Origin of the sequence: Campylobacter sp. (assembly GCF_020024835.1) — a bacterium.
Classification (GTDB): Bacteria; Campylobacterota; Campylobacteria; order Campylobacterales; family Campylobacteraceae; genus Campylobacter_D.
In genome coordinates this window covers 25043-38690 of sequence record NZ_JAHHTD010000005.1, presented here as the reverse complement: position 1 = coordinate 38690, position 13648 = coordinate 25043, and the positions used below count along the sequence as shown (strand labels likewise).

General features: G+C 27.3%; 17 protein-coding genes. 11 read left to right on the top strand and 6 right to left on the bottom strand.

What is annotated here, in order from left to right:
- Positions 1 to 31 precede the first annotated feature (31 nt).
- Genes aroC through QZ429_RS01850 form a run of 4 tightly spaced genes read right to left on the bottom strand, consistent with a single transcriptional unit; the run spans position 32 to position 3174 of the window.
- Positions 32 to 1117, bottom strand: a complete 1086-nt coding sequence (gene aroC, locus QZ429_RS01865; RefSeq protein WP_291950236.1) for a chorismate synthase — start codon at positions 1115 to 1117, stop codon at positions 32 to 34.
- Positions 1114 to 1782 (bottom strand): ribonuclease III, encoded by a 669-nt coding sequence (gene rnc, locus QZ429_RS01860; protein ID WP_291950233.1) that lies wholly within the window; start codon positions 1780 to 1782, stop codon positions 1114 to 1116. The genes aroC and rnc overlap by 4 nt, the downstream gene beginning before the upstream one ends.
- On the bottom strand, positions 1775 to 2215 hold the full coding sequence (gene rnhA, locus QZ429_RS01855) for a ribonuclease HI (RefSeq protein ID WP_291950231.1): 441 nt from the start codon (positions 2213 to 2215) through the stop codon (positions 1775 to 1777). Before rnhA ends, rnc begins: the two co-directional genes overlap by 8 nt.
- The gene (locus QZ429_RS01850) at positions 2212 to 3174 is read right to left on the bottom strand and encodes a hypothetical protein (protein ID WP_291950228.1); all 963 of its coding nucleotides are present in this window, start codon (positions 3172 to 3174) and stop codon (positions 2212 to 2214) included. The genes rnhA and QZ429_RS01850 overlap by 4 nt, the downstream gene beginning before the upstream one ends.
- A 77-nt stretch (positions 3175 to 3251) precedes the next feature.
- On the opposite strand from QZ429_RS01850, the gene dnaG reads away from it, so the two are divergent.
- The 4 genes from dnaG to QZ429_RS01830 all read left to right on the top strand — a co-directional run bounded on the left by dnaG (position 3252) and on the right by QZ429_RS01830 (position 6943).
- Positions 3252 to 5045, top strand: a complete 1794-nt coding sequence (gene dnaG, locus QZ429_RS01845) for a DNA primase (protein WP_291950225.1) — start codon at positions 3252 to 3254, stop codon at positions 5043 to 5045.
- Positions 5046 to 5106: 61 nt separating this feature from the next.
- The gene (locus QZ429_RS01840; protein WP_291950222.1) at positions 5107 to 6090 is read left to right on the top strand and encodes an argininosuccinate synthase; all 984 of its coding nucleotides are present in this window, start codon (positions 5107 to 5109) and stop codon (positions 6088 to 6090) included.
- Positions 6091 to 6232: 142 nt separating this feature from the next.
- On the top strand, positions 6233 to 6589 hold the full coding sequence (locus tag QZ429_RS01835; protein ID WP_291950218.1) for a hypothetical protein: 357 nt from the start codon (positions 6233 to 6235) through the stop codon (positions 6587 to 6589).
- A 39-nt stretch (positions 6590 to 6628) separates the two neighbouring features.
- Positions 6629 to 6943, top strand: coding sequence for a hypothetical protein (locus QZ429_RS01830; protein ID WP_291950216.1), 315 nt, complete (start codon positions 6629 to 6631; stop codon positions 6941 to 6943).
- Here QZ429_RS01830 and QZ429_RS01825 read toward each other — a convergent pair.
- Together QZ429_RS01825 and QZ429_RS01820 are read right to left on the bottom strand one after the other, a co-directional pair.
- Entirely contained in the window at positions 6940 to 8814 is a 1875-nt protein-coding gene (locus QZ429_RS01825; RefSeq protein ID WP_291950213.1) for a mechanosensitive ion channel family protein, read from the bottom strand. The two genes, QZ429_RS01830 and QZ429_RS01825, sit on opposite strands and share 4 nt — an antisense overlap.
- A complete protein-coding gene (locus tag QZ429_RS01820) occupies positions 8811 to 9443 on the bottom strand; it encodes a carbonic anhydrase (protein WP_291950210.1) in 633 nt (210 codons plus the stop codon). Before QZ429_RS01820 ends, QZ429_RS01825 begins: the two co-directional genes overlap by 4 nt.
- Before the next feature lie 161 nt (positions 9444 to 9604).
- Between QZ429_RS01820 and QZ429_RS01815 the strand changes: the two genes are divergently transcribed.
- From QZ429_RS01815 to QZ429_RS01785, 7 genes are all read left to right on the top strand, one after another.
- Positions 9605 to 10306 carry a Bax inhibitor-1/YccA family protein gene (locus QZ429_RS01815; RefSeq protein WP_291950207.1) on the top strand — a complete coding sequence of 234 codons (702 nt, stop codon included), beginning with the start codon at positions 9605 to 9607 and terminating at the stop codon, positions 10304 to 10306.
- A gap of 101 nt (positions 10307 to 10407) precedes the next feature.
- The gene (gene secG / locus QZ429_RS01810; RefSeq protein ID WP_291950204.1) at positions 10408 to 10740 is read left to right on the top strand and encodes a preprotein translocase subunit SecG; all 333 of its coding nucleotides are present in this window, start codon (positions 10408 to 10410) and stop codon (positions 10738 to 10740) included.
- 10 nt (positions 10741 to 10750) lie between these two features.
- Positions 10751 to 11308 carry a ribosome recycling factor gene (gene frr, locus QZ429_RS01805; RefSeq protein ID WP_291950201.1) on the top strand — a complete coding sequence of 186 codons (558 nt, stop codon included), beginning with the start codon at positions 10751 to 10753 and terminating at the stop codon, positions 11306 to 11308.
- A gap of 2 nt (positions 11309 to 11310) precedes the next feature.
- Positions 11311 to 11916 carry an orotate phosphoribosyltransferase gene (gene pyrE, locus QZ429_RS01800; protein WP_291950198.1) on the top strand — a complete coding sequence of 202 codons (606 nt, stop codon included), beginning with the start codon at positions 11311 to 11313 and terminating at the stop codon, positions 11914 to 11916.
- Positions 11917 to 11921: 5 nt separating this feature from the next.
- Complete coding sequence (locus QZ429_RS01795) at positions 11922 to 12332, top strand: RDD family protein (protein WP_291950195.1); 411 nt, start codon at positions 11922 to 11924, stop codon at positions 12330 to 12332.
- On the top strand, positions 12329 to 13351 hold the full coding sequence (locus QZ429_RS01790) for a ribonucleotide-diphosphate reductase subunit beta (RefSeq protein ID WP_291950190.1): 1023 nt from the start codon (positions 12329 to 12331) through the stop codon (positions 13349 to 13351). Before QZ429_RS01795 ends, QZ429_RS01790 begins: the two co-directional genes overlap by 4 nt.
- Before the next feature lie 123 nt (positions 13352 to 13474).
- Positions 13475 to 13642 carry a dihydroneopterin aldolase gene (locus QZ429_RS01785; protein ID WP_291950187.1) on the top strand — a complete coding sequence of 56 codons (168 nt, stop codon included), beginning with the start codon at positions 13475 to 13477 and terminating at the stop codon, positions 13640 to 13642.
- Positions 13643 to 13648: the final 6 nt, after the last annotated feature.

Genomic DNA, 13648 nt, shown 5'->3' with positions numbered 1-13648 from the left:
ATGCAAATAATAACCAAGCAAGTATTAAATTTTATTTATATATTTTTTTTAAATTCTCTATACTAGCACAAGTATTCATTAAAAGCGCATCAGCCATTACAATACTAGCCATAGCATTTACAATCACACTTCCCCTAATTCCAACGCAAGGATCGTGCCTACCTTGAATTTCACATATTACATTCTTGCCTTCAATAGTTTGAGTTTGTTGAGGTAAAAATATGGAAGGAGTGGGCTTAAAAAAAGTTTTAAATTCTATAAAATTTCCATTTGAAATTCCTCCTAAAATTCCTCCACTATAATTGCTCAAGAACCTACCATTTTCTATAAAATCATTATTTTGACTACCAAATACATAACTACTTTGACAACCATTACCAATCTCTATAGCCTTTACTGCGTTTATCCCCATAATTGCATGAGCTAATTTAGAATCAAGTTTATCATATATAGGTTCTCCTAAATTTTTAAAAGGATTATCTATCCTAGTAAAAACTCTTGCGCCTATACTATCTTTTGCTTTTTTAGCTTTTAAAATTTCATCTTTAAAATCTTGTTCTAACTTTTTATCTAAGGCATAAATTTCACTACTTAGTGCATAATCAAAATCATACTGATTAGTATCTAAAGTGCTTTCAATTTGTCCTACTCCATAAATTCCACTCATAATCTGTATGTTAAATTCTCTCAAAAGCATATTTGCAACAGCACCAGCTGCAACTCTTGCTATACTCTCTCTTGCACTAGCTCTTCCACCACCCCTATAATCTCTAATGCCATATTTATAAAAATATGTATAATCAGCATGACCTGGACGAAACAAATCCTTTATGTTTTCATAATCTTTTGAATGTTGATTTTCATTAAAAACAACTATAGCTATTGGTGCTCCAGTCGTATAGCCTTCAAAAATCCCACTTAAAACTTGAGCCCTATCTTCTTCCTTACGTGGAGTAGAAAATTTATTTTTTCCAGGTTTTCTTTTATCTAATTCTTTTTGTAATAATTCCTCATCAAATTTAATCCCAGCAGGCATACCATCTATAACACACCCAAGTGCTTTTCCGTGAGATTCACCAAAACTTGTAAATTTAAATTTAGTTCCAAAAGTATTCATAATTGTCCTAATTTTTCTAAAGCAATCTTTGCACATTGCTGTTGAGCTTCTTTTTTACTACCTGCTATCGATCTTGCAAATTCTATACCTTGAATTTTTACTGCTATTTCAAATTGCTTTTTATGATCTGGCCCAAAAGATTTTACAACAATATACTCAGGAGTTGATGCCATATCAGCTTGAGTTATTTCTTGAAGTTTTGTTTTATAATCACCAAATAAACTTTGAGTATCAATATGAGGATAAACCTCTTCTAATAATTTTAAAGCTATTTTTTTAGTATTATCAAAACCTATTTCTAAATATAAAGCACCAACTAAAGCTTCAAACGCATCTGAAAGTATAGAAGGTTTTTTTCTTCCCTCATTATTTTCCTCTGCAGCAGACATAAAAATATACATTCCAAGCTCAAGTTTTTCTGCTAAATGAGCAAAAGATTTTTCATTTACCAATGCTGCTCGTAATCTTGAAAGATTTCCCTCTGAATCTTGTTTAAATTTAAAAAATAAAAATTCTCCTACTATTAAATCCATAACTGCATCACCTAAAAACTCTAATCTTTCGTTATTATAAGGCTTTTTATAACTTTTATGCGTAAGAGCTTCAATTAATAAATTTTCATTTTTAAAACGATACTCTAAACGCTCTTGAAGTTTTTTAAACATTTTTAGACCTTTCTTTTTGCAACCTCAAAGCAGCATTTCTTGCTAACATATCACAATGCTCATTTAGCTCGTGTCCATTGTGTGCTTTTACCCAAATAGCAAAAATTTTATGCCCTTTTGAAATCGCAAGATACTCTTGCCACAAATCGGTATTTTTTTTGTTTTTGAAATCTTTTTTAACCCATTCTTTTAACCATTCATTAATACTTTGAACCATTAGTTTTGAATCAGTATATAATTTTATATCACAAGGTTCTTTTAAAGCCTTTAAAGCCTGTATGATAGCCATTAGCTCCATACGATTGTTAGTTGTATTCTCAAAAGCACCGCTATTTTCTTTTTTATAATTTTTATAGCTTAATATATAAGCCCATCCTCCAAATCCAGGATTATTTAAACAAGACCCATCAGTATAAATTTCGATACTTTTCAAGTTTTAACCTCATAATAAATTTTGCAAGTATTAAATTCATAACACATTGGACAATGATAAAAAAATAAAGGAATTTGATTTTTACAATTATCGCAAACATAGGTAAAAGAAAGCTTTGCCTTTATTTTGTTGTCATTTAAAATTTTTAATACTTTAAATTTTTCATTGCTTAATTTTATAGGACTTGTTTCAATATTTTTAGCATAAAAAAATTCATGATACTTATCATCTTGAATATTAAAACTCTCATTGAGCTCATCTAATAAATCAATTATATTTTCAAATTTAGGCATACTTTTCATACTATCTTTATCATAAGAAAAACAAAGTCTTAAAACGCTTTCATTGTCTTGTGATAAAGCTAAAATATCGTGAATTTTCTCTGCTTGCGTTTTTAAACTTGCTTGAATTTTCAAGGCTTTAATCAAAGCTTTTTCTTGATAAACATTTTCTCCAAGCTCAAATAAACATTCTAAGACTTCTAAAACCTTATCATACTTTTTTAATTTTAAATATACAATTTTTAAAAGCTTTAAACTTTCTTTACTACGAGATCTTATTTTTAAAGCATTAAGCAAAGTTTCTACACTGCGTTCTAAAAATCCTACCTTTAAATATACTTTTGCTAAAGAAAAAAATATATATTCTTTTTGACTTGCTTCATTTGCCTTTTGCAACGCAATTAGGTATATCCCAACTGCCTTTTCAAATTCTCCACCTTTAGTAAATATATCTGCCAAAAAATTTAAATTTTCTATACTTAAATTAGCATTTTTTAAAAGCTCTTGATAGGTTGAGTTAATTTCAAACTTTTTCACAAAACGATCTAATTTATTTTTTTGATCTTTATTAGCAAAAAAACACCAAATATAATGCGAGCTAGCTATAGTAAAAACTAAAATAGTCAAAACAATAAGTCCAAATAAAGGATCTCTATACTCTACGAAGAAAAAATCCATCTAAATCACAACTTTAAGCTTTAAATTTATAACAATTATAGCTAAATGCTTATATAATTTTCTTTAAGGTAAAAAAAATGATAGAACAAACAAGCATAGAGCAACTTTTACAAAAAACAGACATTGTTGATATTATAGCTCATTATATTGAAGTGAGAAAGCAAGGTTCAAGTTATGTTTGCAAATGTCCTTTTCACGATGATAAAAATCCTAGTATGCATATTAATTCTATAAAAGGTTTTTATCATTGTTTTGCTTGTAAGGCAGGTGGAAATGTATTCAAATTTGTAATGGATTATGAAAAATTAAATTTCATTGAAGCAGTTGAAAAAGTCGCCTCTTGGAATAATTTTTCACTTAATTACACTTCTCAAAAACAAGATAATAAAAAATCCATTATGTATATTTTGCCAAATCTCAACGCATTTTATAAACAAAATTTATCTAAAAACAAAGAAATGCTATCATATCTTTACAAAAGAGGTCTTAATGATGATGATATTAGAAAATTTGAATTAGGTTATGCACCTAGCTCAAATGAAACTTTAAGGCTACTGCAAAATGAACAAATTAACACCGATGATGCTTTAGAAGTTGGCATTATAAAGAAAAATGAAAATGGATTTTATGCAAGTTTTATTAATCGCATTACATTTAGCATTTATGATCATAAAAATTTATTAGTGGGTTTTGGTGGGAGGACTCTAGATGAAAATAATATGGCAAAATACGTCAATTCTCCGCAAAATAAATTATTTGATAAATCAAGAATTTTATATGCACTTAACCTTGCCAAAGATGAAATTTATAAACAAAAAGAAATGATAATTTGCGAAGGTTATATGGACGCTATAGCACTACACAAAGCTGGTTTTAAAAATTCAGTAGCGGTCTTAGGCACTGCCTTGGGGGAAAATCATATTCCTTTAATCAAAAGATTGCAAGCAAGGGTGATTCTATGTTTTGATAATGATAATGCTGGTTTGCAAGCTGCTATTCGTTCATCATATTTATTGAGCTTAGCAAAAATTGATGGTAAAGTTGTTTTACTTGAAGGCGGAAAAGATCCAGCTGAACTTGTAGCAAATCACCAAGAAAAACTACTATTTTCTATATTAGAAAAAGGCGTGGAATTGAGTGAATTTTATTTAAGAAATTTACTTACTAATTTTGATTTAAATTCAATTTTGAACAAACAAAAAGCTTTAGAAGAAATACAAAAATATACCTTTTTATTAGAACCACTAATTGCAAATTCTTATGTTAATCTAGTTGCAAATTTATTAGGGGTAAATTCTCAAGATATTAAACTTTCAAAAACAGCAAATTCTAAGAATTTTATTACTAACTTACATCATAAAAAGCAAATTCTTGCAAATAATATTAGTGAATTAGAATTGTTAAAATTTTTACACGAAAATCCTAAATCAATACAAATTTTTAATGCCATAAGTTCTAAAGAATATTTTATACACCAAGATATTATTGAAGCTATTTTAGAAAATAAAAATTTTGAAAATGTAAATATCAGGGAACTCTATGAATATGAAAATATAAAAAAATTAAATAATTTTGAAGAATTTTTATATGCGATTTGCAAAATTAATTTAGCTTTTTTTAATAGATCAAAAAATCTAAACCTTGCACAAGCTTTAAAAAAACAGATTTTTAATATTTTAAATCAAAATTTAGAAAAAATCAAAAGAAATTGTAAAGATAATACTCTTTTTCTTTCTCATTTAAATAAAATTTTGCAAGCCATACAAACTTTAAAAAATGAAAATGAATTAGAGATTTTTCTTAGTAATTTGCAAAAAAGTATTAAAAATAAACATTTACTTTGTCTATGCACGGGTGATGATTTTTTTTAAATTTTAGAAAATAAATTAAATTTCTTTAAATAAAATTATAAAAAATTATTGAAAGGAAAAAATGAAAGCATTGGCACTTTTTAGCGGCGGACTTGATTCTATGCTTGCTATGAAATTAATAACCTCTCAAGGAATTGAAGTTAAAGCTCTTAATATAAACATAGGATTTGGTGGAACTAGTGATAAAAGTGAAATTATGGCAAAACGTGCTGCGATGGCTGGAGCTAGTTTTGAAGTCATAGATGTAAGAAATACTTATTTGCAAGAAGTTTTGTTTAATCCACAATATGGCTATGGAAAACATTTTAATCCCTGTATTGATTGCCACGCTTTTATGTTTAAAACTGCTCTTTCTATGTTAAAAGATGAAAATGCAAATTTTATTATCACAGGAGAAGTAGTAGGACAACGTCCTATGAGTCAAAGAAATGATGCTATGGCTAAAGTAAAAAAATTAGCTTTAGATGAAGAGGATTTGATTTTACGCCCTATGTGTGCAAAAAATTTACCTATAACAAAACCTGAACGCGAGAGATGGGTAGATAGAATGAAATTAGAAAATATTAGTGGTAGAAGCAGAAAAAGGCAGCTAGAACTTGCATTAAAATTTGGATTTGAAGATTTTGAAAGTCCTGGGGGAGGATGTTTATTAACGCTTGAAAGTTTTGCTAACAAAATAAAAGATTTTATAAAATTTGATAAAAATATGCAAGTTAATGATGCACAATTATTAAAATATGGTCGTCATCTAAGACTTCCATATGGCTCTAAGATGATTGTTGGGAGAAACGAATTAGAAAATCGCTTTTTAAAAGAACTAAAAACTGATAAATATGAAGAGTTAAAATTATTTGATTTAGTAGGAGCTTACTCTTTAGTTGATAAAAATATCAACGATAAGGATTTAAATTTAGCTTTTAATATAGCATTAACATATGCTAAAACTCAACCAAATACTAGTTACAATATAGGTTTTAAAGAAAAAATATTTAAAAGTGTAGCTTTTGATGATAAAAATAAAATTCAAGAATTTTTTATACATTGATATTTTATTACTAAAGATTTTTACTAAAATGTGATATTTTATTTTAACTTCTAAAAATAAAATATTGCAAATTAATTTTTTAAATTCACTCTTACTTCACCGATAAATACTATAATCATCTAATAAAATCAAGGAGTAAAAAATGATAAAAAAAATAGCTACAATTTTAACTATTTTAGGTGTTTCAAATTTTGCATATGCTGATGGAATATATGGAACAATTATAGATATAAACGATACTACAAAAACTATTTTGGTAGATACAACTCACGGACAAAAAATAAATATGAAAATATTACCAAATACAAAAATAGATATGGATGATTGCGGAATTTTTGGTATGGATAAATATGGCACTTTCAAAGATTTAAAAGTAGGCACCTTTATAGAAGCTGAAATTTTCCAAGGCTACACTCAAAACAATCTACAAAATCAAGACCAATTACAAAATATAACGATTAAAAAAATTGAAATAGATTGCAAAAAAAGAGCTTACTAAGATTTTTAATGTAAAATAACTCTTAAAAGGAGTTATTTTATGAGATTGTTTTTACTTTTAATTTCTTTAGTTAGTATCACTTTTGCATACAAAACTCAAGGAATCTTACAAAATATATCAAACAATACTATCAGTTTAAAAACTAATTCAAGCGACAATCTTATCGTAATCATTCTACCTCAAACACAAATTGAAATTTATGCTTGCGGAATATTTGGTAGCAATAAAAAACTAGCTGGAATCAAGGACTTAAAACTAGGTAGTTTAGTTAAAATTAATGCTAATAAAAATGAAAACATAATCATAGCTGATAAAATTTTAGTCGAATGTGATGATAAAAGAAGAGCTTACTAAGTTAAAAGCTCTTCTTTTTGTTCGGTATTTATTTTTTCAATATAAAGACTTTGAGAAGGAAAAGCAAAACTTAATTTATTTTTATCTACTATTTTCATAATTTCAAGTAAAATACTTTGTCTAGCCTCTCTAAAACCTGCTCCATCAACTGCTTTAGTATAAAAATATACTTCTATATCTATAGAACTTGCACCAAAACCACTCACTGCAACATAAGTTTTATTTTTATATCCTTCTAAATCATTCACAGAAACTAAATTTTCCCTATATTTAGCTCTTGATCCACCAAGTTTTAATGCACTATCATCAACTTGAGCTATCAATGAACTTGTAGCAAGTAAATATCTTACATCTTCTACAAGTTGTTCTAATTGATGTGGTTTTGCATCATAAGTTATACCTAAATATATTTTTACATATCTACCAATTTTTCTTTTACTCCAATTTTTTATATTAGCTCCCATTATGGTTGAATTTGGCAAAAATACTAAAGAATTATCAAATGTTCTAATGGTAGTTTTTCTAAGACCTATTTCTACTATAGTCCCTTCTATTCCAGAAATTTCAACCCAATCACCTTGATTAAAACTATTATCAAATAATAAAAGCACAGATGCAAAAAAATTCGCAATAATATCCTTAGCTGCTAATGCAACAGCCAACCCACCTATACCTAAAGATGCAATTAATGCTGAAATATTAAAACCCAAATGTGCCAACACAAATAGTGCAGCTATAACAATAATAATAAAATATAAAATCTTTATAATTAAATTAACAACTTCTCTTTTGCCACTTTTCTCAGCCAATTTTGATATTACAACCATACCATAACTATCAAAAATACTAATTACAATCCACGCACTCAATATAGCATATATAATATATAAAGCATTACCTATCCTTATATCTACTGGAGCTGGATAATAAACAATAGTAAAACAAATTCCTATAGCATATATCAATAAAAACCATCCTATAGGATTTTGTAATTTTGAAAGAAAATGTGTTTTTAGCTCTATATTTGATAAATTTTGCTTAAATAACTTAAGCAAAATAAAAGATAAAATTTTTACAAGATAAAATTTCAAAGAGTAAAAAAATGCAATAACTAAAATTGAAATAACAATTTTTCCAACATTAACCTTTTCAATAGAAGTTTTATAATTAATATAATTAATAGCATTTTGCAAACCAAGCTCATTAAATAAAAAATTAGTTTCTAGCAATCTTGCATTATTTCTTAAGTAGAGTAAAATTTCATTATACGATCTAATAATTATTTTTAATTTTTCTTCTTTGTCTTCTAAAATTTTAACCTTTTCTACATCACTTATTTTTTCTTTTTCTAATGAAAAATCAAATTTTATATCTTCTTTTAAAAGTTCTATTGCATTATCTACAATTGATCGTATTTTATTGCTTTGAGCACCTTGTATAAAAACCTTTTCAAGTTCAAAAATACAAAAATAAAAATGCTCTGAGGCAATTAAATTTATCAATTTAATCTTACTATCTACATAATTATAATACTGCTTTTCAACTTGAGCATACTCTACTTTTGTTTCTAGATTGCTTTTTGTGTTTAAAAATATTTTGACTTCTTTTTCATTAACTTTTTGTGAAATCATTCGCAAAGGAATTTGGGTTAAAATATCTTGTTTTTGTTTTTCTATTTCTCTTATATTATCTTGGTAGCCACTAAAATTTTCATCCATTCCTCCAAAGCTTCCTAGCACAGAATTTAACTCAATATAATTTTGAACTAAATAAAAAATACTATCTTTATTTATCTTAACTTCTTCATTTTCTTGAGCATTTAAAAAATTTATGCAACAACAAATTAATACAAAAATAAATATTTTTTTCATGAACGCCTTTCTTGAATTAAAACAAAATTTTCAAAATTAAAATCATATTCGTAAATTTCACCTGTTTCAATAATATAATACCACGCGTGAATCTCTATCTTTTTCTCATTTAAAGCTTCTTCAATTCCAGGATATGTAAGTAAATTTTGTAAAGAATTTACTAAATTCATCTTTTCAGTCATCCAAGCTCTCATAGCTACATCATCTTGAGCTATTTTTGATACCTTATTTTTAATCGGCTCAAGTAAAGTAAGCCATTTTTCCACATTTGGCATATATTTTAAATCATCTGTGCTAGCATATAAAGCTGCACATCCACCACAATTACTATGTCCGCAAACAATGATATTTCTAATATGCAAAGAATTAAATGCATATTCAATTGCAGAAGTAGTAGATAAATAATCATCTCCTATCCTATAAGGAGGGACTATATTACCAATATTTCTTATCACAAAAAGCTCTCCAGGACCAGTATTAGTAATTAAATTAGGTATAACCCTTGAATCAGCACAACCAATAAAAAGTGTATGAGGATTTTGCCTATTTTTCAAACTCTCAAACAATTGTGCATGCTCTTTAAAATCCTCTTGCATAAATTTTAAAGCACCATCAATTAAATCTTTCAAAAATTTCCTTTTTAGAATATCATCGACAAAATTATACTTAATATTATTATTTTTTTATATATAAATTTTTATAATTTGTTTTTATTATTTTAATCTTCTGTTTATCTTTTTTTTGTAAATTTAAACCATAAAAAATAAATTTAAAACATTTGGAGGATTTTATGAGCCTTTATGATAGAGATTACTCAAACTCTAAAACTCAAGAATTTGAAGGTTATACTAGAAGTGATTTAAGTATCTTTATAAAGCAAACTTATCAACTTTTTGCCGCTTCTTTGCTAGCTGCAACTGCTGGAGCTTATGTCGGAATTTATATGTTAGCAAGTCTTTTTATACAATCACAAGCAACTTTTTGGATTTTATTCATCGTTGAATTAGGATTATTGTTTGCTTTACAATGGAAAAAAAGAGAAACTCCACTAAATTTAATCTTACTTTTTGGATTTACTTTTTGTTCAGGATTAACTCTAACACCACTTTTGTATTCGGTATTAGCTATGCCTGCTGGGGCTAGTATTATAGCTCAAGCATTTGCACTCACCACCGTTGCTTTTGGTGCTCTAAGTGTATTTGCGATGAATACCAAAAAAGACTTTACTATAATGGGCAAAATGCTATTTGTAGCATTAATCGTAATTGTAGTAGCTTCTTTAATTAATATATTTTTTCAAAGCTCTATTGTGAGTTTAGCTATTTCTGGAATCGGTGCGATTTTATTTTCATTTTATATACTTTATGATACCCAAAATATTATAAAAGGAAATTATGAAACACCTATTGAAGGTGCTGTAGCTCTTTATCTTGATTTTATCAATCTTTTTATATCTCTTCTTAATATTTTAAGAAGCTTTAGTAGTAGATAAGAAATTTGCGAGAGCAACTCTCGTAAATTTCTTTTTTCTTTCAAGTTTATATCAAGCTTTTTAAGTTAGAATAACACTTCGTATATTATCAAGGAATATTTATGATTACTCTTTTAATTTTCTTACAATTTGCAATTGTCATCATTATTTGTATTGCAGTTTTACTTCAAAAAAGCTCAAGTATAGGACTTGGAGCATATAGTGGAAGCAATGAAAGTTTATTTGGTGCTAAAGGACCAGCTGGATTTTTAGCAAAATTTACTTTTATAATGGGTTTATTACTCATAGCAAATACGATAGCTCTAAGCTATATGTATAACAATAATAATTCTAATTCTTTAGCTGAAAAAGCAGAGCAAATTTTGCCAAAAGCACCAGAGACAAACAATACCATTCCTAATGCACCAATGGTAGAAACCAATACTAGTAAATAAGGAAAGATCTATGCTAAATGAAATTTATACTAAACAAAAACAACATTCAGATAAAAGTTTAGAGAGTTTAAAAAAAGATTTTACTACAATAAGAACCGGTAAAGTAAATATCAATATACTTGATCATATTTATATAGATTATTATGGAAGCGCAACCCCGCTTAATCAAGTAGCAACTATTTTAGCAACTGATGCTTCTACCATTAGTATCACTCCTTGGGAAAAACCTATGCTAAAAACTATTGAAACTGCTATTGCAGCAGCAAATATAGGTGTAAATCCAAACAATGATGGAGAAAATATAAAATTATTCTTTCCTCCAATGACAAGAGAGCAAAGAGAAGAAAACGCTAAAAATGCTAAAGCTATGGGTGAAAAAACTAAAGTTGCTATAAGAAACATTAGAAAAGACGCTAATGATGCGATAAAAAAACTTGAAAAAGATAAAGCTATTTCAGAAGATGAAATAAAAAAAGCTTATGATGAAGTTCAAAAACTAACCGATAGCTACATTGTAAAGACTGATGAATTAGTAAAAAACAAAGAAGCGGAATTACTAAAGGTTTAATTATGAATTTAGAAAAAATTTATAAAGAATGTGGAGCATATCTACAAGGTCATTTTTTACTTAGTTCTGGAAAACATTCTGAATTTTATCTTCAAAGCGCTAAAGTTTTAGAAAATCCAAAGCTTGCTGAAATGCTATGCGAAGAATTAACTAAAATAATTGCTGATTATAACATTGAATTTGATAGCATTTGCTCCCCAGCACTCGGTGGAATTTTAGCTGGATATGAGCTAGCAAGAGCTTGCAATAAACGTTTTATTTTTACAGAGCGTGTTGAAGGCGTGATGACTCTTAGACGTGGTTTTGAAGTTAAAAAAAATGAGAAATTTATTATATGTGAAGATATTATCACAACTGGTGGTTCTGCACTTGAAAGTTCTAAAATTATCGAGAAACTAGGTGGAAAAGTGGTTGCCTTTGCAGCATTAGCAAATCGTGGCTTTTGTTCGGTTAAAAATTTAAGCAATCCTAGATTAAATACTGCTAAGCTACCAGAGAATCTACCACTTTTTGCTTTAGGTAATTTTGAATTCGAAATTTATGAAGAAAATACTTGTCCGCTTTGTCAAAATAGCCAAGCTATTAAACCTGGTAGTCGTGGTAATTAAACACAATGAAAGTAAAGCTAGCGTCTCGTTTTTTACGTTTTAAAGCTTTCTTGATAGATATTTTTTTACTATACACACCGATTTTATATTTGTTTTACTTTATTTTAGGATCTAAAGAAGCTTTTTTAAATAATCAACTTATTATTTTTTTGTGTTCTTTAATATTTGGTCTCATTCAAGGCCTATTTTTATTAAAAAAAGCTCAAAGCCCGGGATTTAAAGCTTATGATTTATATTTAATTAATATAAAAACGGGTAAAAAATTAAATTTCTTTCAAATAATATTTAGATATATTATATTTATAATTAGTTTTGGTTTGCTCATAGGTTTTCTTATGAGCTTTTTTAGAAAAGATACTCTGACATTACACGATATGTTAAGTCAAAGTATTATTATTACAAAGGAGAAAAAATGAAAAGGAAAAGAATTTATAATCCACAATCAAATGAAAGTTTAAATGATAGAAAGGTGTTTAATGGAAATCCTCATGGGATTTTAAATTTTACTAAAGCAAAATATACTTGGGCTTTAAAACTTTGGGATTTAATGGAGGCTAACACGTGGTTTCCAAAAGAAGTAGATACTACTAAAGATGCACTTGATTATCGCTGTAATCTTACATCGGCTGAGAAAAGAATGTATGATTTAGTATGGTCTCAACTAATATCAATGGATAGCTTTCAAACTAACAATCTAGCAGATAATATCAACCCTTATATTACTGCACCAGAGATCAATGCTGTTTTAGCACGTCAAGCCTATGAAGAAGCTAATCATTCAAAATCATATGCAGTAATGGTTGAGGCTATCTGCGAAAATACAGATTTAATCTATGAAATGGAAAAGCACGATGATACATTAAGAGAGAAAAATGATTTTATCTCAAGTATCTATGAGGAATTAGCTGGTGAAGTAAATGATGATAAGCTTTTACTAGCTATGGTAGCAAATCAAATTTTAGAAGGAGTGTATTTTTATAGCGGTTTTACAGCAATTTATGCTCTAGCACGTGCGGGAAAGATGTTAGGTTCAGCACAAATGATACGATTTATTCAAAGAGATGAAATAACTCATTTACTCCTTTTTCAAAATATGATTAATTCTGTTCATAAAGAAAGACCTGATTTATTTCACGAAACAAACATAAATAAAATATATGATATGTTCAAAAAAGCTGGAAATTTAGAAATTAAATGGGGCAAATATATTACGCAAAATCAAATTATGGGATTTACTGATGATATCATAGAAGAATATATTCATTATCTTGTAGATCAAAGACTTATGGCTATTAATTTAGACAAAATTTACAATGCACAACATCCTATTAAATGGGTAGATGATTTTTCTAAATTCAATGATCAAAAAAGTAATTTTTTTGAGAGTAAAGTAACAAATTATTCTAAAGGAAGTTTAAGTTTTGATGACTTTTAGTCTCAAAACTTATAACTATATATAAATTTATAATATTTCTTTTATTTTTTATTAATATTTTTTATTTATTTAATATTTTATTATAAAATAAACTACTTTTTAATTTATTATTTAGGAGTTATTGTGGAATTTTTAGAACTTTTGTTAATTCTAATTGCCATAATCTTAATGATAGTAAAACCAAAAAAAGAAAAACTTGCTTTTTCTATACTTGTAATATCTTGGGTTATTATGGTATTTGACTATTTAGGTCGTAAATCAGGCGCAATTTTAAGCCTAATTAATTTATAAGGTTAA

Excerpts from the sequence above, each read along its gene's own strand:
- aroC (WP_291950236.1), bottom strand. The coding sequence starts at position 1,117 with ATGAATACTTTTGGAACTAAATTTAAATTTACAAGTTTTGGTGAATCT.
- rnc (WP_291950233.1), bottom strand. The coding sequence starts at position 1,782 with ATGTTTAAAAAACTTCAAGAGCGTTTAGAGTATCGTTTTAAAAATGAA.
- QZ429_RS01850 (WP_291950228.1), bottom strand. The coding sequence starts at position 3,174 with ATGGATTTTTTCTTCGTAGAGTATAGAGATCCTTTATTTGGACTTATT.
- dnaG (WP_291950225.1), top strand. The coding sequence starts at position 3,252 with ATGATAGAACAAACAAGCATAGAGCAACTTTTACAAAAAACAGACATT.
- QZ429_RS01840 (WP_291950222.1), top strand. The coding sequence starts at position 5,107 with ATGAAAGCATTGGCACTTTTTAGCGGCGGACTTGATTCTATGCTTGCT.
- QZ429_RS01835 (WP_291950218.1), top strand. The coding sequence starts at position 6,233 with ATGATAAAAAAAATAGCTACAATTTTAACTATTTTAGGTGTTTCAAAT.
- QZ429_RS01830 (WP_291950216.1), top strand. The coding sequence starts at position 6,629 with ATGAGATTGTTTTTACTTTTAATTTCTTTAGTTAGTATCACTTTTGCA.
- QZ429_RS01825 (WP_291950213.1), bottom strand. The coding sequence starts at position 8,814 with ATGAAAAAAATATTTATTTTTGTATTAATTTGTTGTTGCATAAATTTT.
- QZ429_RS01815 (WP_291950207.1), top strand. The coding sequence starts at position 9,605 with ATGAGCCTTTATGATAGAGATTACTCAAACTCTAAAACTCAAGAATTT.
- secG (WP_291950204.1), top strand. The coding sequence starts at position 10,408 with ATGATTACTCTTTTAATTTTCTTACAATTTGCAATTGTCATCATTATT.
- frr (WP_291950201.1), top strand. The coding sequence starts at position 10,751 with ATGCTAAATGAAATTTATACTAAACAAAAACAACATTCAGATAAAAGT.
- pyrE (WP_291950198.1), top strand. The coding sequence starts at position 11,311 with ATGAATTTAGAAAAAATTTATAAAGAATGTGGAGCATATCTACAAGGT.
- QZ429_RS01795 (WP_291950195.1), top strand. The coding sequence starts at position 11,922 with ATGAAAGTAAAGCTAGCGTCTCGTTTTTTACGTTTTAAAGCTTTCTTG.
- QZ429_RS01790 (WP_291950190.1), top strand. The coding sequence starts at position 12,329 with ATGAAAAGGAAAAGAATTTATAATCCACAATCAAATGAAAGTTTAAAT.